This window comes from Marinomonas arctica (assembly GCF_003259225.1).
Classification (GTDB): domain Bacteria; phylum Pseudomonadota; class Gammaproteobacteria; order Pseudomonadales; family Marinomonadaceae; genus Marinomonas; species Marinomonas arctica.
On record NZ_QHJF01000035.1, the window covers coordinates 1 to 18147 of the forward strand.

Annotated in this window: 15 protein-coding genes and 1 other RNA gene; 7 read left to right on the top strand and 9 right to left on the bottom strand. The window is 44.2% G+C overall.

Translation table 11 applies throughout. From position 1 onward, the window contains the following. Nucleotides 1-80: 80 nt before the first annotated feature. From DK187_RS18395 to ffs, 6 genes are all read right to left on the bottom strand, one after another. Nucleotides 81-1187, bottom strand: coding sequence for a P-loop NTPase family protein (locus tag DK187_RS18395; RefSeq protein WP_111608788.1), 1107 nt, complete (start codon nucleotides 1185-1187; stop codon nucleotides 81-83). A gap of 70 nt (nucleotides 1188-1257) precedes the next feature. Next, nucleotides 1258-1554 carry a helix-turn-helix domain-containing protein gene (locus tag DK187_RS18400; protein WP_111608789.1) on the bottom strand — a complete coding sequence of 99 codons (297 nt, stop codon included), beginning with the start codon at nucleotides 1552-1554 and terminating at the stop codon, nucleotides 1258-1260. A gap of 121 nt (nucleotides 1555-1675) precedes the next feature. Next, on the bottom strand, nucleotides 1676-2680 hold the full coding sequence (locus DK187_RS18405; protein WP_162623556.1) for a TniB family NTP-binding protein: 1005 nt from the start codon (nucleotides 2678-2680) through the stop codon (nucleotides 1676-1678). 5 nt (nucleotides 2681-2685) lie between these two features. Beyond that, nucleotides 2686-4500 (bottom strand): Mu transposase C-terminal domain-containing protein, encoded by a 1815-nt coding sequence (locus DK187_RS18410; protein WP_111608791.1) that lies wholly within the window; start codon nucleotides 4498-4500, stop codon nucleotides 2686-2688. Nucleotides 4501-4503: 3 nt separating this feature from the next. Continuing rightward, complete coding sequence (locus DK187_RS18415) at nucleotides 4504-5127, bottom strand: TnsA endonuclease N-terminal domain-containing protein (protein WP_111608792.1); 624 nt, start codon at nucleotides 5125-5127, stop codon at nucleotides 4504-4506. 135 nt (nucleotides 5128-5262) lie between these two features. Continuing rightward, nucleotides 5263-5359, bottom strand: an RNA gene (gene ffs, locus DK187_RS18420) — signal recognition particle sRNA small type. Between the two features lie 221 nt (nucleotides 5360-5580). Here ffs and DK187_RS18425 point away from each other — a divergent pair. From DK187_RS18425 to DK187_RS18440, 4 genes are all read left to right on the top strand, one after another. Continuing rightward, a complete protein-coding gene (locus DK187_RS18425) occupies nucleotides 5581-6459 on the top strand; it encodes a 6-carboxytetrahydropterin synthase (RefSeq protein WP_111608793.1) in 879 nt (292 codons plus the stop codon). A gap of 58 nt (nucleotides 6460-6517) precedes the next feature. Continuing rightward, nucleotides 6518-6925, top strand: a complete 408-nt coding sequence (hisI, locus tag DK187_RS18430) for a phosphoribosyl-AMP cyclohydrolase (RefSeq protein WP_111608794.1) — start codon at nucleotides 6518-6520, stop codon at nucleotides 6923-6925. Nucleotides 6926-7214: 289 nt separating this feature from the next. Continuing rightward, a complete protein-coding gene (locus tag DK187_RS18435) occupies nucleotides 7215-8882 on the top strand; it encodes a methyl-accepting chemotaxis protein (protein ID WP_111608795.1) in 1668 nt (555 codons plus the stop codon). 82 nt (nucleotides 8883-8964) lie between these two features. Next, on the top strand, nucleotides 8965-9750 hold the full coding sequence (locus tag DK187_RS18440) for a class II glutamine amidotransferase (RefSeq protein WP_111608796.1): 786 nt from the start codon (nucleotides 8965-8967) through the stop codon (nucleotides 9748-9750). A gap of 74 nt (nucleotides 9751-9824) precedes the next feature. Here the strand turns inward: DK187_RS18440 and DK187_RS18445 are convergent, their stop codons facing one another. The 3 genes from DK187_RS18445 to DK187_RS18455 are packed head-to-tail and all read right to left on the bottom strand — an operon-like array spanning nucleotide 9825 to nucleotide 14298. Then, nucleotides 9825-10781, bottom strand: a complete 957-nt coding sequence (locus DK187_RS18445; RefSeq protein WP_111608797.1) for an isopenicillin N synthase family dioxygenase — start codon at nucleotides 10779-10781, stop codon at nucleotides 9825-9827. Nucleotides 10782-10791: 10 nt separating this feature from the next. After that, nucleotides 10792-13098 (bottom strand): ATP-dependent helicase, encoded by a 2307-nt coding sequence (locus tag DK187_RS18450; protein ID WP_223232189.1) that lies wholly within the window; start codon nucleotides 13096-13098, stop codon nucleotides 10792-10794. Nucleotides 13099-13155: 57 nt separating this feature from the next. Next, nucleotides 13156-14298, bottom strand: coding sequence for a succinylglutamate desuccinylase/aspartoacylase family protein (locus DK187_RS18455; protein ID WP_111608798.1), 1143 nt, complete (start codon nucleotides 14296-14298; stop codon nucleotides 13156-13158). Between the two features lie 176 nt (nucleotides 14299-14474). Here DK187_RS18455 and DK187_RS18460 point away from each other — a divergent pair, with 176 nt between their 5' ends. The 3 genes from DK187_RS18460 to DK187_RS18470 are packed head-to-tail and all read left to right on the top strand — an operon-like array spanning nucleotide 14475 to nucleotide 18078. After that, nucleotides 14475-15686, top strand: coding sequence for an ABC transporter substrate-binding protein (locus DK187_RS18460; RefSeq protein WP_111608799.1), 1212 nt, complete (start codon nucleotides 14475-14477; stop codon nucleotides 15684-15686). A gap of 20 nt (nucleotides 15687-15706) precedes the next feature. Further along, a complete protein-coding gene (locus tag DK187_RS18465; protein ID WP_111608800.1) occupies nucleotides 15707-17452 on the top strand; it encodes an ABC transporter permease in 1746 nt (581 codons plus the stop codon). Further along, the gene (locus tag DK187_RS18470) at nucleotides 17440-18078 is read left to right on the top strand and encodes an ATP-binding cassette domain-containing protein (RefSeq protein ID WP_111608801.1); all 639 of its coding nucleotides are present in this window, start codon (nucleotides 17440-17442) and stop codon (nucleotides 18076-18078) included. Before DK187_RS18465 ends, DK187_RS18470 begins: the two co-directional genes overlap by 13 nt. Nucleotides 18079-18147 lie beyond the last annotated feature (69 nt).

The window sequence follows — 18147 nt, forward strand, 5'->3', positions numbered from 1 at the left end:
GTACTCATGTTGATAGCTCCGTCATTGATAGGGACGAAGCACAGTGTGGAAGGGACTAAGCACGAAAGCTAGAGGCTGATTTAGTGACGCTTACAACTCAAGCTATCTAAAGTTGGAGTTATTACTTCTAAAAACCGCTCTTCGAACTCAGCAGAATCATATTGTTTATCACGTAAACTTTGTTTTGTTTCATTAAAGCGCCCCCTTAAATCCATTAAATTTGCCGAAGAAAAGTTTTCATCATAACCAAGACATTCTATAGCATTAGACCAAAGTTTATCTTTAGCATCATCGTTAAAACATGATCTTAATGCTCGGCAGCAATCCTCATTTAATGCGCTAATATCATGATGGAAGCCTTCTTTAGCTACATCCTTAAGGCCTATATAGTAATAGCATGTTCCTTTAGAAGGGTCTGGTTGATCTTCTGGTGGCGTAAAGGGATCAAAAGCACTAAAAGATACAGATATCAGACTGCTAAAGTACTCTTCATCTATCTCTCTATCCCTAGCCCCTGAGCGATCTACAAATGCTCCATTAGAGTCAGGGGAACGAGTTACAACTTTGATCATATCGTTTAACAATGTCGTTTTTCCAACGCCATTACGACCGATGATGGCATGTATATTTGTACTAGGCTTTGATTCAACGGTAACATCGAACTCTAGTTCTATATCGCTATAAGATTCTGAACCCTCTCTAACATATGAAAATTGATAGTTTGTTAGCTCTTTTCCACCATTAAGAACCCGATGGTACTGTCCTTTTATAACCGACAAACTAGTATCACGTAGAAGTGACACAGCAAAGACCTCTTCTTCTCGAATACTTTCGATTAAAGAAGGGTTACAAGCTAAGTCGTTTAATTTTTCCAATAATTCACGACCTACATCACCAAGGTCAGCAATGTTTTTATAGAAATTTATGGAGTTACCTAGAGAAAAGAAAGAACTATCTAACTCCGAAAAGGTCTCCTCTAATTTCTCATGAGTTGTAACTTCTGTCGTTTGTCCGACGAAACCAATTTTCACATAACCAATGTCATGCCGTTCTCCACGATGATCAAATACAGTCATTTGAAATTGAGTAACAAAAGAAAAATCATTCCATCGATCAATAATAAGAAACGTTAGGTTTTGGTGATTGCCACTTAGTCTTGCATCACGACTAACAACTCTAAATTCCATATCAATAATGCTCTTCTATATTAATTCTTTAATGGTATATATGGGGCCGAATTTCTCTGTTTACAAATCGTTAGGAAAGGCTTTTCACTAGTTCATCAAGCTGTTGCTCAGACAGTTTAGAAGCAACCAAAAGTAGTTCTGCTAGTTTCTCATCGTCACAATATAAATAAGCCACCGGTACTCCCAGCGCATCAGCCATTTTCTTCGCCATAGCAAAATCTGGGGCATGCTTTCCGGTCTCATATTGACTGATTCTTGCAGTCCCATGGGATCGATCATCAAACCCTAGTTTATTACTGAGTTTTTCCTGTGTGAGCTTGGCCAACTTGCGAGCACTCTTTAGTCTTTGAGGTAATGGGCTTTGCATAATCCTAGCTACTTAAAAACGTAATCTAAGATTTTCTTAGCATAGAGACCAAAAGTATATTAAGGAATCCTTAGAAAATGAAGTGTTTGGGCTAATTTAGACCGCTTTTTAATCAGCGTAGCTATTTCTTGGATAAAATCTGGGTCAATGTCATCACTTCGGAAAGCCTTCTAGGCTCTATTGAAGCGCGATGAGAGCTATCTCCACGAATGTACTGGGAGTGCATTTCAACTTCACGGATTTTGATTTTTTCTTTTGGCAGATCAAAAGGGTTTTCATTGCCAGGATAAAGGTTTTTAAATGAATCACTCAGAGATTGCTTGGTAAGAGGCTTACTACTAATAAGGCATAGTTTAATTGCCTCCGTCAGCAGTGCTTTGAGCTGACGGATCTCACCACATGATGCCGCAAAAAGTGAAAGGCTAATTTCAAATTCTGTTAGGCTATTTTCAACTTCACATGGGATTGATTGTTCTAACAGCTTTAGAAGCTCATTGTATTCTTTTGGCCGTTTTGACAAGCTCAAATAGTTCAACGTGTGCCTTCTGGTTGCAAGTCGAGAGGCCCACTGAGAGTCATTAAGTATTTCATCAATCCAAGGCATTCCAGCCAGAACTATCGGTACACCAGCCTCTTCACTTATAAGTTTTAAACGGTTACCAATGGCTTGACGATCACGAGCCCCCTTAAACTCAATCAGCTCTTGGAACTCATTGATTATAATCAACTTTGTATTCTTAACTCTTAAAGCGTCAAGCAGTCTGCCAGTAAGATGAGCATCACTTTGGGTATTTTTATGTCTGTGGGTGCTTGCACCAAATACTCCTAGGTCACATAAAAGCTGTCTCGTTGTATCTTCGACAGTCAGTTTACTTGGTACACGCGATAGCAAAATGGGAAGGCTTTCAGATTGATTTTGATTTTTTGTTTCGCTGAAGTAACGAATGAGAGCAGATTTCCCTGTTCCAGTATCACCACATAGAAGCATTGAAAGCTGATCCCCACCAATCTCGGCACTTTGATAAAGCGACTCAAGATCAGCTAACACTTCACGAACGGGGGCATAAAGACAAAAAGAGTCTTTAAACTCTCGAATCTTGGACTTATTTGCATCGGTAAGGCTCAAGGGAGTCAGTCCTTATTAAACGACTGCCATAAGGCCTCTAACTCAGAAATATCGTCACTAGAGTCTGGCGCTTTAGCCTCATGGTTAGGTGATACTTTATCAGCATTACCTGCATTCCTGACTGTCTCGCTATTGATTCCTTTATGCTGAGCTACTTTTTTACTGGTTGATGTTTTAGTTGATGACTTAACCTTATCTTCATGCCCGGCAAGAATTTCTCGTATCTCCTTTCTCGAAGCAGCTAGATCTTTATCTGAGGTACCATTGAGCTTATTCTTTGTTTTGGTGAATGCTCTATTTACCAAATGCTGATCCAAGCTAAGATTTTCTGTGTAATTTTTTTCAGTGCATGGGACAGTCAAGTATTCCTGAGTATCTGTTAAAAAGACATAGATTTGACTAAGGTCATCGATATCAATTTTATACATTTCATCTCTATTTTCATCACCATATAGTTTTCTCTTACGATAATCTGCTAATTCTGTTGAATCATAACGAAGGCCTTTAAATGTTATTCCAGATGGCTGAAGCCTACTAGTTTTTTTTAAACCTATAATTTTTGGTAAATCTTTAATCTCTTGCTTAGAAAGAGATGCAGGTGGAAATTTTTTAAAACCTTCATTCCACTTCAATAATGGGTTATTCATTCCTCGACTATCTGTTGAACGGTTATAAACTTCTGCCAGCCATTTTTCAAAGGCATGTACAAAATTATGAAATCTTATCGATGCATTTTTTATCGAGTTATACTCGCCTCTCTCATCAATACTGCGAAAAGTTTTACCAGATAAATCATTTAAAAATAAATCATTTATAGTTCTGAAGGATCGCTCAATATGAGGTTTATGCCACGGTGTGCCTACTTTGTTGTATTGAAGGTTAATACCGAGCTCTAGACACACTTGATCTAATGATGATGCCCATAGCTCAGCTCCGTTATCAGCAACTAGCACCTCCATTTTTCCATGACAAGGCCAGTCTATTCCCCATAACTCTTTCGAACGGTCTTTTGGGAGAATGGAATGACTGAGCGCTTTAGCTACCGATGCATAACTTGGAGATTTAAATGTTAGGTGGTAGCCGATTAAACAACCGCTATAGACATCCTTAAGAAGAGTCAAATATGGCCTACCTATTGGAGTACCATTTACATCATCCAATAAAATAATATCAAGGGGGGTATGATCAATTTCAACAAGCTGCATTAAGCGCTCTGGCTTGATAATAGAGGCTTTATGACCAAACTTCATATCAGCTTTACGCTTACCAAAACGCCTTAAAACTACATCATAAGAACTTAGCTTATCAATTCTATTATAAAATGCTCGCTTAGACATTGGCTTAACATTAGAAGCACTTAGTAGACATTTATCACTATAGGAATTAAAGGCTATTGCAACATTAGGACATTCTGCTTTAAAAAAACTTTCAAGAGCCTCTTCAAAAAAAACCTCACTTGCACTATCTGTCTTGAGTCTTAAATTTCCTTTTTTATGGTGCTTTGGTACCAAAGAAGTGGGGGTATCATTATTTTCAAGGCTTTTGTTCCACCGAACTACTGTACGCCAATTTGGTTGAGATAGTTCAGGGTGATCAGCACAATATTTTTCTATGAGAGGCTCAAGATTGTATTGTGTCCAACCTCGATTCAGATTCTGACGTACAAAACTAATGATTTTATACTTACTTATAGCCTCTTGCCTAATTTTTTCAGGAAAAGAATCTAAATCTGATGATAAATATAAAGATTTAACTTTTTGAGAACTATCAGGAGATTCAAATAAAGAATCTGGTTGCTCATCAAACTCATCAGCAAACATATCTTAAACCTCGATTAACGTGGAATACTTAGATAGAGGTTCTGTTTCTAAATCTGCTTTAACTAAACCATTGGAGATTAAAAATGCACATGCAGCAATACAATCACCAGTCGCTAATCCCAAATTGAGTGAAAGCTGACTAATAGACACCATATTATTTGACTTAATATATTTTAACGCTGAGTCATGTATATCTGTGAGCATTGAACCAGTATAGCGGTGAAGAATTTTGAGGTTGGCAAGAAGTACTGAATGGCGTATTTGCTTTTCAGAAATCAATAGCAGCTTATAACCTAAATTATTATAAGCATTACGCTTCAAAATAAACTCTTCTCGAAACTCTATAGAGTTAATGATTTTAGCAGGTTTGACTTCGATGTATTCAATTTCGCCACTTATCTTAACAACTTTAAAGTCTGGCGTGTAACGATGAACTTTATTGTTCATTTGGTATTCAATGCCGGTAGGCTGAGATTCAAACGTAACTATTGATGGGGAAAACTCTAAATGAAAGCACGCGTCAAATTCTAATGCACTTTCACACAAAATAATGTGATGATTTTTTTTGCTAGCAAACTTAAAGATATTTTTATTGGGGCTTGGCTTACGAAGGTTACGATTGTACATAGCTCAATCCTGTAAGTTGTAACAAAATAACAACTTAAAAGTAGGCTATGTCAAGGTAAAGTGCAAATTTGTCACAGTAAACTGCAAATTTGTCAACTTATGGTTCAATCAATATTGGGGAGATTAAGGTGGCATCTCTACCAGCCGCACCTCGGCACACAAGTCCACCGCTGTGGCTGCTTCCTTCCGGACCTGACCAGATTAACGGTTTATCGTTGCGAGGGGACCAGCAGAGACACCATAAAGGAGGCTTGTTGACCTTGGGGCGCAATTATACGCAGCCAATTCGAAATATCAACCGCCTTTCTTATGTATTTTCATATACTTATCGATTGGCGCCTATTGTCGCCCTTCCTTACACCTTCTCTACTCTGTTGCTTTTTAGCATCGAGCTATAACGCGGCTTCTATTTACGGTAAGATACGCGCCATTAAGAATCATAGGAGTAGCGAGTTGAAGCTATTTGTTAAAAACCTAACCCACGTGGATTTTTCCTATTTTGATGCCAAGCGTGGTTTGTTGGGCGAAAGCTGGCAGACAGACATTGTGCTGACGGGTAAGTTAAACGATGAGAGCATGATTTGTGATTTCAGTATCGTGAAAAAACAAATCAAGAAATGGCTGGATGACAATATTGATCATATGTTGGCGATTCCTGCCGAGCATGATGGTTCTATGCTCACGCCATTAGCGAATGATCGTGTTGCTTTTCTCTTTGATCACAGTAAAGAAGCCGCTGACGACAAACGTGTGTTTCAGTGTGACGCGCCAACTCAAGCCATTTGCGTCTTGCCAATGACAGAAGTCACACCAGACGCCGTTGCCAAGTGGGTTGAAGCACAAATATTGAATCTACTTCCTGCTGAGTTAGAAGCGGTTAGCGTGCGTTTTACCCCAGAGCACATCACTGGCGCGCAGTACCAATATAGCCATGGCTTGAAAAAGCACGCTGGCAATTGTCAGCGTATTGCTCACGGGCATCGCTCTACTGTTGAGATTTACGCCGATGGCGCACGTAACGCCGCCATGGAACACGATTGGGCCAAGCGTTGGGAAGATATCTACCTAGGCACCCAAGAAGACTTAGACAGAGAGATCACAGAAAACGGCGTGAATTATCACTGTTTCCGTTACACCAGTCAGCAGGGATTGTTTGAGCTAAAAATCGACAGCAATCAAGTTTACATGCTCGATTGTGACACTACGGTGGAGTCGCTTTCAGCACATATTGCCGATGTGCTCGCGAAGGAAAACCCAGGAACGCACATTGAGGCTTACGGCTTCGAAGGCATCGGCAAAGGCGCTATTTCAGAGCATCAGGTACCCGCTTAGCCAGTACGCCCCAGATGTGAGCATGACATCAATCGCCTTCATTAGAATAGGTAACGGTATGAGTTTAAAAGACTACGAACATCTCGCCAAAGGCGAAACACTCTCTTTAGATACAGTGTTAGCCAATTTAAAAACAGACGAGCATGGCTTGATCGCGGCCATTGCACAGCAACATGATACGGGCGAAGTGCTCATGTTGGCCTACATGAATGAGAAGTCCATTCGAGAAACCTTGGAAACAGGCCAAGTGTGTTATTGGTCTCGTTCTCGCCAAACCTACTGGCGCAAAGGCGAAAGCTCGGGTCATCGCCAGACACTGGTTTCTATGTCCTTTGACTGCGACGGTGATGCTATTTTGGTCAAAGTGGATCAACAAGGTCCAGCTTGCCACACCAACCGTCGTGACTGCTTTTTCTTCACTGTCGATGGCAAAAATGTGGTTATCGACTCAGCCCCTCTTTGTTAAAAACAAGAGACGCACAACAATGGGGCATAATGATAAAATATCACTATGCTTCCTACTTAACTTTGCGTTATCTTAGTGCGATGTAGTTTTTTTTGCACATTTCATATAATGTCGTGATTAGAACAGATTAGTAATGCAACACGCTTTATCAAATATTCTCAAATCCTGTAGACAGTTTGCCATTTTTTTCGCGAAACGGCGCAAAACACGCACAATATTGCAACTTGATTGGCATAAGTATTGCTGGACAAGAGATACCGACCAACACGATTAACTCATTGGATTAAGTATGCTAAACCTGTCTGTACGCACTAAAATACTCGCTCTCATCGCCCTCTTCTCATTGGTCATCGTTGGCATTAGCGTCAGCTCAGCCTTATCAAGCAAATCCGTTTCAGCAAAACTACAAGACCTTTCTTCGCAAAGCTTGGAGCTGATGAGAAACCTAGAAAAAAGCCGCCAATTACTACTGCAACAATCAGTAGAGTTTGAGCGTGGTTTTTTCCAAGTGTCCATTGCTAAATCCATTGGCGGTTATGGTACGGAGCAAATTGCCGAATCAGAAGAGAAATTCAAAACGTATACCAATGAGCTTTTGTCGAGCATCGAAAACGTAAAAGGCATTCTTGCCACCATGCCAGTAAATGACGGTTTAAATAACCTGTTAGCGCAAATATCCGCCTTAGAAGAACAGCAAGCGGTGTTTCTTGAAGCCAGCACGGAAACCTACAGCTGGTGGGTGAAACTTAATACCATGAAAGCCGGTAAGTCTCGTCGTGCCGCCGACGACAGCCTAATCGCAGTCAATCAACAAATGGAAGAAATCATCACGTCTATTAATGAATACAATACCCTCGTTGCTGAAAACCAAAACCGCAAATTAGACCAAACGATTTATGCCAGTGGCGTCTTAGCAGCGGTGTTAATTGTGGCGGGTATTCTCATCAGTATTATCATAGTGAACGGTATTTGTAGACCCTTGATTCGAGCTGTACGTCGCGCAGAAGAAATCGCCTCTGGCGAGTTGGTTGAACCTAAATTCACCAGCAAACGCACTGACGAAATTGGCCTATTAGAAATCGCTATGGATAAACTGGTGGTTCAGTTGCGCAGTATTTTACATGATGTCGCAGAATCAAGTTCCATGCTGACCACGGCGGCAAATGACTTAAACCGCATCACGGATGAGTCCTCCGAAATGGTGGATCGTCAGCAGGAAGAAACCAACTTTATTTCACAAGCCGTACAAGAAATACAAGCCACTGCTGTGCATGTTTCCGAATCCACTAATGACGCCAGTCAAGCGGCTCATACCGCTGAAACCGCCGCTAACGAGGGTACGGTCATCGTTACGAAAACCATTCAAAGCATCCAAGAGTTGGCGGCTGAAATATCCACGTCGGCAAGCACCATTAATGAACTGCAAACCAACACCAAAGAAATCAGCAATATCCTTAACGTGATTCTTGGCATTGCAGAGCAAACGAACCTACTTGCGCTTAATGCGGCCATTGAAGCGGCCCGTGCCGGTGAGCAAGGTCGAGGCTTTGCTGTCGTGGCCGATGAAGTGCGTCATTTAGCCCAGAACACTCAGAATGCCACACAAGAGATTGAAAAAATGATCAGCCTCTTACAAACAGGAACAGCCTCGGCGGTAAAAGCCATGACGTCTAGCCACCAGCGCTCTACCGATGCGGTAAACCAAGTGAAGCATGAAGAAGAATCTCTCAGAAACATTAACCAATCTGTGTCTAAGATCCGTGATATGAATGATCGCATTTCAGCCACCGCTGAAGAGCAAGCATCGGTGACAGCAGAAGTCAGTCGCAATGTTGCCAATATCAACGACATTGCATCACGCACTACCAAATCCATTCATGCTATTAGTAACTCTGCGGATCAATTGGCAACATTGGCAACACAATTGTCCGCGAAAATCAGCTATTTCAAAGTCTAGATCTACTGGAAAAGAGAAGATTAGATTACCATGAAGGAAGCAACTCGTTGCTTCCTTTTGCTTTCATTCCTAGGAGAAAATCATGTGTCGTTGGATGGCGTATCAAGGTGAACCTGTTTATCTTGAGTCGTTGCTTTTTAAACAAGAGCATTCTTTAATTCATCAAAGTCTAAGCGCCAGAAAGTCGGAGGTTACCGTAAACGCCGATGGTTTTGGGTTGGGCTGGTACGATGAACGAGAAGAACCGGGCCTCTACCATGAAGTCTTACCTGCTTGGAGTGACAGCAATTTAAAAAGCTTGGCAAAGCACATCAAAAGCGGCTTGTTTTTCGCTCATGTTCGCGCCTCCACAGGCACAGAAACCAGCCGTTCAAACTGCCACCCTTTTAGTTATAAAAACTGGCTTTTTATGCACAATGGTCAAATTGGCGGTTATGAATCTTTGCGTTGGCAATTGGATCGGCTCATTCCTGAGTATTTATACAACGAACGCCAAGGCGCCACAGACTCTGAACTGATCTTTTTGCTCATGATCGCTAATGGATTGCAAACTCATCCTGAGCAAGCCATTACAATGACTTTAAAACAAATTCTCGACATCATGAAAGACAAAAAAATCACCGACCCTTTACGCTTTACGTCGGTTTTTTCTGATGGTGAAGAAATCATTGCAGTGCGCTTTTCCAGCGATGATCGTGCCCCCAGCCTTTACTGCAAAGAATTCTCCCATCACATTGTGATTGGCTCAGAACCATTAGATCATTCCAGTGACAGTTGGACACAAGTCCCAGCGGGACACATTGCCAAAATCAAAGGGCGACACTACCAAATCCAACCGTTAGCCGAATTACTAAAAATGACCGCCTAGCGGTCATTTTTCATCGTATAGGTATTTTTTTAGGCCAGGACCGCAGTTTTATTAAACGCCTGTTTGCTGAGAGCTTACGCACTCTCTTTTTCTCGATAAGCGTAAGTCGCATCAAAGCGTGACTGAATCCAGTCTCCGCTCAAAATAGCAGCGTATTTCGCAGGGCTTTCGGTGGTGGCGCAACTCGGCACACACGCAACCACGGTTTCGTAATCTGGCTCCACAAAAAATGGGAAGGAGTAACGATGCGCATCTGGCAAAGACGCGCGCACGCGGTGAGCTGTCGAAACGTATTCATCATTGGTCCAACGTTGCATCAAATCGCCAATATTCACCACCAGCGCATCGGCGATAGGCGTGGCATCTACCCACTCTCCCTTGCGGTTTTTCACCTGCAAGCCACCAACCTGATCTTGCAGCAGTAAAGTTACGCAACCGTAGTCTGTGTGAGCTCCTGCGCCATTGTCATGGTCGCTGGCTGGACGTGGTGGATAATGAATCATTCGTAAAACGGTAACATGGTCTTTAAAACAACGAGTGAAGAAATCATCGTCCAACGACAACGCTTGTGCCATGGCCGTTAGTAACGTTTGTGCCACTTGGAACGCTTGTACATAGTATTCTTGTAATACTTCAACGGTTGTCGGGTCGCTTGGATTTTGATTTGGCCCATACATGGTGGGGTATTTTGCCACCAAAGGATGCTCCTTAGGAAAATCCAATGCCATATCAAAGGTTTCTTTCCAGTCGGCATGACCAATTTCGTCCAGTTGCTCTTCACCGATATTGCCATAACCGCGATGGTTAATGCTGTTTTTAATATCGATGCGATTTTTAACCTCCTGTGGCTGATTAAAAAATCGCTTGGCTTCACGCATTAGCGCCGACATCAATTCTGTCGGAATGCCTGTATTGATCAGATAAAAGAAACCAATTTCTCGACACGCTTTGTCTAGGGCGTTTATTTCAGTTTGACGAACAGATTCACTCTCGTGGGTCAGCTTGGATAAATCAATCAATGGAATGGACATTCAGTGTTCCTTAGGCTCTGGAAGACAGTTTAATAAGTTGTGTGTGCTTGGGATTAAAGCGTTTTAAACCCATTTCGCCAAAATCCACAAAAATCATTTGCTTGGCGTCTCGCTCTTGTCTTACGACAACGCCCTGACCAAATTGGTCATGGCGGACCTTGTCGCCGGGTTGTAAGAGATTTTGGCCTTCAATCCGATGACGAAAAGTCAGCGATGGGGAAGGATCAACCGCGTTTAAATAACGCTGAAACACCGAACCTTTTTCTGTATCAATTTGCGTGCCAGTCTTATCTTCATACCACGCCTCACAAATCCGACTCACAGCATAGGGCTGGGCCTCGAATACAAAACGCGATAAGGATAAATTTTTTAATGCCACGCGGGGAATGTCGCCCTGCTTCATGCGTTTATGCTCGTCGGCACTGGGCGTTTCTAGCAAAACAAGCTTCTGTTTGGCGCGCGTGATGGCCACGTAAAAGAGACGACGCTCAGACGCCAAATCACTGGCAGCTTGCTTATCTATGGCGCTCAAATCTTCATCATAGTAAGGAAAGCGCCCTTCTTGTAAGCCGGACAGTAACACCTGATCAAACTCCAAACCTTTTGACTTATGAATCGTCATCAAGTGCACACCGTGACTGTCATCGGTTTGTTTTTCGTTCAACGTAGCAAGCTGCTCTAAAATCGATTTGGCATCGCCACCCACCCCGCGCACATAGGCCATAAAGGCATCGCAAGTGGCTATCTTTTCTTGGGTCTGAATGTCTTTGCTACTGGTACTTTCAAAGTAGCGATAAATGCCCAACTTCTCCAAAGTGTGCGCCAAGCCTTGCGCTGGATCAGTACGATAAATGCTTAAACTGCGCAACCAGTCAGCACGCTCATAGAGTTTTTTCGCACGCCAACCGTCCGTTGCATCCGCCACCGATTCAATAATTTGTGGCAACAATTGCGGTGATTGCTTGGCTTGTTGGATCAAGGTTTTGCGTTGCGCCATGGCGCCACCAAGACTTGGCACCGTTAATAGGTACTCAATATCATCGGGGTGAAAAAACGTGCTTGGACTTTCCAAACCACCTGCAATAACGGCAAGATACGCCATCAGCATACGAATCTGGCGATTTTCCAACAGTGGTGAGTCACCGTGTAATTGATACGGCACGCCTTTGTGCATCAGAGCCAACTGTACTGGCACCATGTCGCTATATAAACGCACCAATACCGCGGTATCGCTCAATGCCCGTCCTTCATCGACCCACGCTTTTAGCTCACCCAGTAACGCCTTGCCCGTTTTCGGTGCGCGGGCAAAAGACACGCGCGTACGCGCACCAGCACCAATCACCAAGGCGTCTGGATCATTTTCACTGATCACGCTCGACGCCATTAAACCGACCGCATGACCAAAACGAAAACTGGTGCTCAATGGATAGGTCGCCACATTGCCAAAATCCCGATCAAACTGGCTCGCCATAATCTCTGGACTAGCGCCACGCCATTCGTAAATACATTGCTGTACATCGCCCACAATCATCCATTGACAAGGCATAGGATAAAGCAATTTTAGTAGCTCATATTGGCAAGGGTTGATGTCTTGAAACTCGTCAATTAATAAGTAGCGAAAATCCGGCACCAAGCCACGAACTCTCACTCGCTCAGGCTCTCCTAATTCGCTGGTTAGCTCATAGGGATCACTGAGCAAATCGGCAAAAAAACGTATGTTATTACGCTTACGCAGCTTTTCTAACTCGTTGTAGAGCGCGGGGAAAAACTTACGTTCGTTTGACCAACCTAAGGCTTCAAACACAATCTGCGCGGGTTGATGTGACGCTTTCACTTGATCGACAAATAACAGCACGTCTTCTAACCAATCTTTTTCATCTAAAATGGCAATTTTTTCGCCATTGCGAATCAGACGCTGCAGGGCCTCACGTAACATTTTCACTAAGCTGAAATCGTCGATAACAAGCTTTGCAGAAGCCAGCCAACCTTGCTGTTCCAAGCGACGACAAAATTTCATGCCAAACGCATGAAAAGTCATCACACTGGGAGAGCGGAAATGCCCAGCTGCCATGAGTCGCTTACTTAAACGCTCAGAAAACTCTTCCTGCGCGCTTTTGTTGAACATAAACACGCCGATATGAGACGGTTCCACACCCTGAGCCAACAAATGCTCAATGCGAGAAATTAAAGTCGTGGTTTTGCCCGCACCCGCGACGGCAATCACTTTCGCGGGTGTGGCGAGATCATGATTTACAACAAGCGTTTGCTCATCGGTTAACGAGGTAATCACCTCTGTATTGGGCTGAACCTGTGTCAAAATAATCTTGCCTAGTCTTGTACAATGGGGAAATGGATGACGAACATCGAACCTATTTTAATCTTCAAAGAGTTTACCAATTTCACGAAAGGCGAGGTGTTCTTTGCCAGCGATTTTTGCAATCGATTCACCACACACCACTAAGCGACGCTGCACGCGAGCGAAAAATACGCCATTTGTACGCGCTATTAAAGGATAGCTCGACGTTTCCACGTCATCGTCCATTAGATTGACCACTTCACCAATCACCTCGCCTGCTTCCACTTCTTCGCCAATCGCCTTGTGGTAACACACAATACCTGCACAGGGCGCTTTGACTAAGTCCATGGCGTCCAGCGGGTAATATTCGACGTCGCTGTCATCAATCGATGGCGCTTTGCCAGCGATTACGTCTCGCAACACAAGATAATCAAATAAGGCTTGCGCATCTTGTTCGGCAAACGCATTAGAAATGTCATTTTCACCACGCAATTCTACCGTTAAAGAACGACTTCCCCAAGGAATCAAATGCGCATAGTGGGCCTTTAAATCTCGCCATACGCTGACATTGGTTTCATCAAACGAAGCGGCCCCTGTTTCCAGTTCAGACAAGCCCACTTTTGCACCCAATAACGCCAACAGCGGCTTAAAGTGACTTTCAAACTCTTGCGCCACGTAGGCGTGCATGCTGGCTTCACCGGAGCAGTGTAAATCAATAATTTCATCCGCACCCATCGACAAGGCCAGCAAATTTTTCTTCATGCCTTGCAACTCGGTGGTCTCTGGCAACAAGGCCAATTCTTCATGAATCGCTTGGCGAACCAGGTCAATGTTACGTTCAATATCACCAGTCACGTCGCCTTTGATGCGCTTTTCGACTTTTGCCCCCAACTGCGGCCAGTTACGATTAAAATTGCCGCCACCATCAGAGAACGCAAAGCGCCCTGGAATATAACCATGAAAATTTTGCGCCAAGCCAATCGGGTTCGCCACGGGGACAATGATAATTTCCCCCTGAATCAGTCCCTTATCGTCGGCTGCTTTCAGCTTTCTTAGCAAGGTATTCAGTACCAAAAAACCGGGCCATTCATCAGCGTGCAAACCCGCTTGAAAATAGACTTTAGGGCGCGCGCCGGTTTCACCAAAATGATGGGCTTTTAAAATTCGCTGGGTACCCGGTGTCGCGCTCGGTAATATATGAGAGTAAATTTGATAAGACATAACACCTCGTAAAAAAGCCGTGAAACATTCGCCCAAATTGAGCCTGCAACATGGTACGCTAAAACCCATTTTTAATAAAAACCAATTCCTTAAATAAAAGCTGTAATAAACAACACTCTATTTACGTCTAACAACTCGTAAAGATGACAACAACGAAAGAACCTCAGGAGAAAGGAATGAAAAAATCGTTAATCGCGGCCTCCATTATGGCCTCGCTCGCGCTGACCAGTCTAACCGCGCAAGCCGAAACCAGTTATCTATGGCAAGACACCTTGGATCAAGCCAAAGGCCAAACCGTGTATTTCAATGCGTGGGGCGGTGCCGATAACATTAACGATTATATTCAATGGGCGGCAGACCGTATTAAAGAAGAATACGACGTCACGCTAAAACAAGTGAAATTGACAGACACTTCCGACGCCGTAAACCGAGTATTGGCCGAAAAAGCCGCAGGCAAGGACAGCAATGGTTCAATCGATCTGATCTGGCTCAATGGCGAAAACTTCCGCGCCATGAAAGACAATAATCTTCTATTTGGCCCGTTCAGCCAGTCGCTGCCTAACTACGTGACTTATGTGGACGAAAATTCTCGTCAGAGCCTAACTCAAGATTTTGGCACACCGGTGGATGGCATGGAATCCCCATGGGGAATGGCACAGGTTATCTTTATGTATGACACCGCGACGTTAAGCAGCCCCCCTAAATCCATGGCCGAACTGCTCAATTTTGCTAAAGCGCACCCAGGACGAATAACTTACCCTGAGCCACCACAGTTCCTCGGTTCGACTTTTTTAAAACAGGCGCTGTACGAATTAACCGCGTATCGCCAAGCGCTTTCACAACCTGCAGACAGTGTGAATTTCGATACCGTAACGGCGCCTTTGTGGGCTTACTTAGACAAACTGCATAAGGTCGCATGGCGCGATGGACAAACATTCCCATCCAGTGCGGAAGAAATGATGCGTTTACTTGATGACCAAGAAATTGACGTGGCCTTAAGCTTTGATATTTCTGCGGCTTCCGTTCAAATCGATCAAGGAAACTTGCCAGATACGGTACGTTCTTATGTTTTCACAAATGGCACCATTGGTAACACACATTTCCTTGCCATTCCCTATAACAGCAGCGCAACAGCAGGCGCACAAGTAGTTGCCAACTTTTTGTTGTCGCCAGAAGCACAAATCAAAAAGCAAACGCCAACCATTTGGGGCGATTTAAGTGTTTTATCTTATGCCAAATTGTCACCCGCCGAGCAAGCTCAGTTTAATGCGATACCTCGTGGTATCGCCACACTCAGCATTGAAGAATTGGGGCAAACCTTACCAGAGCCGCACAGTAGCTGGGTAGGCGCATTAGAAACGGAATGGCGTAAGCGTTACGCCCAATAATGAGCTAAATAAGAAGCAAGATGCCGTTAAAACACGCGAAATGGATCACTGGAATTATCACCCTACTACTGATATTCCCCATTGTCATTGGCTTGGTCGGCACCTTGCTCCCCGCGTTTGCGTATTTCCCACCCCTTGGCGAACACACGATTTCCTTAGCGCCTTGGCGTCAGTTGTTTGATCAAGGGGAATTCTACGCCAGTTTAAAACTCACGCTGATCACAGGCATTGGCGCTCCCATACTATCACTTTGGTTGGCGCTGTCCCTCTTGGCGTGGGGGTATCAACGGCCGTTTTTCCGTAAAATAGAGGCCTTGCTCTCACCGATTTTGGCGATTCCTCACGCGGCCATTGCTATTGGCTTGTTGTTTTTATTGAGTCCGTCCGGTTGGTTGGTGCGCTTATTTAGCCCGTGGCTAACGGGATTTGATCGACCGCCTAACTGGATTACCGTACAAGATCCTTATGGTGTTTCACTGATTCTTGCCCTAGTGATAAAAGAAATGCCTTACCTCTTGTATGTCATGCTTGCTACCATGAAAAGCATTAAGGCACGAGAAAGCCTGCAAGTCGGCCAAGCCCTTGGTTACAGTCGTTTTACCTTATGGCGTAAAGTGTTAATCCCTCAGTTGTATCCAATTATTCGTTTGCCCATTTTTATCGTCATCGCTTTTAGTCTTACCGTAGTGGATTTGGCTTTAGTGATTGGCCCCAATACTCCGTCTACGCTAGCGGTTACGCTATTGCGCTGGTTTAACGATCCGGATTTATCCATGAGATTAATGGCCAGTGCTGGCGCCATTTCTCTCATGTTGGTGATTGTACTGGTGTTAGCAAGCTGGGAAGTGGCGCATTTACTTTTTCGCCAGTTGACTCGAGCCGAACGCAGCAATGGCAAGCGCTTTGGCTTGACCGATAACATACTGAGACTGGGTGTTGTCTTGGGGCTATTCACATTGCTGAATGCCTTTGTAGCACTGGCTTTGCTGCCAATTTGGTCGCTTGCTAGACGCTGGCGTTTTCCCGATGCCTTACCAAGCCAATGGACGTGGGACAACATTGACCGCGCCATGCCGCTGCTGATGGAACTTAGCCGCAATACCTTGATCGTTGCAATCGTTGCAACATTGATTGCCTGCGGGATTAGCTTAGTGATGCTGGAAACCAAGCGCCACGCCACCACAACAGCCACCGCACTCAACAGGCCTCATGTGTTTGATTGGCTGATTTATGTGCCAATTTTATTGCCCCAAATTGGCTTCTTATTTGGTTTGCATATATTGCTGATTTATCTGAACCTCAATGGCGATCTGTGTGCCATCATCGCCCTGCATCTGATGTATGTGTTGCCTTACGTGTATCTGACCCTAAAAGGTCCTTATTTGGCGTACCAAGAGGAATACTTGCAACAAGCCAATCGACTCAACCACCGCCCTTGGCGCAATTATGTCTTAGTGAAAATCGCCATGTTAAAGCCTGCCCTATTTACGGCTTTCGCCATTGGTTTTTCCGTCAGCATCGCCCAATATTTACCCACGCTTATAGCGGGTGAAGGCCGCTACAGTACATTAACCACCGAAGCGGTAGCACAAGCAGCATCGGGCGATAGGAAACAGGTGGGCAGCATGGCGCTCCTGCAAGCCGTTTTTCCTATTTTGGTATTTTGGCTGGCGTTAGCCATTCCACCCCGTTGGACAAAATGGCGCTTGGCGCTCAAAACGCTCTTTAGCAAAAACAGTAAAAGGAATCAAAAGTGCTCAGTGTAAAAGCGTTTTCATTGTCATTGGACGGCAAGACACTCATTCAAGACTTGAACTTTGAGATTGCCGCTGGGCAAATATTGTCTATCATGGGGCCAAGCGGCATTGGTAAATCCAGCCTACTGCATTTTCTCAGTGGCTCTTTATCGCCTAACTTAACGACCACAGGTGAAGCCTTTTTAAACAACGAGGCATTGCACACTAAATCCATTCAAGATAGAAAGGTCGGCCTGTTGCAACAAATGCCCTTACTCTTCCCGCACATGAGCATCATCGAAAATCTGCTCTTTGCCATCCCAGCCAACATCAATAAAATCGAACGCATCGACATGGCACAACACGCCTTGGCAAAACTCGGTATTCCCGACAAAGCCAACGCCCTACCGAAAGAACTTTCAGGCGGCCAACAAGCCCGCGTCGCCCTGCTCCGCACCTTGCTTTCCAAACCAGACTACCTACTGCTCGACGAACCCTTCAGCAAACTCGACCCAGCCCTCAGACGCGATGTACGAGCTTTTGTTCTCAACGAAATACGCCAAGCGAACATACCCGCACTGCTCGTCACCCACGATACTGAGGATGCCAAAGCCATGGAAGGAGAATGTTTGGAATTGGGAGTTGTGCGCAAATAGCGCTTTAGATTCAGCCAAAAAAACAGCTAGACTATTAGAAGACACCGACAATCAACAGGATGATTTGCT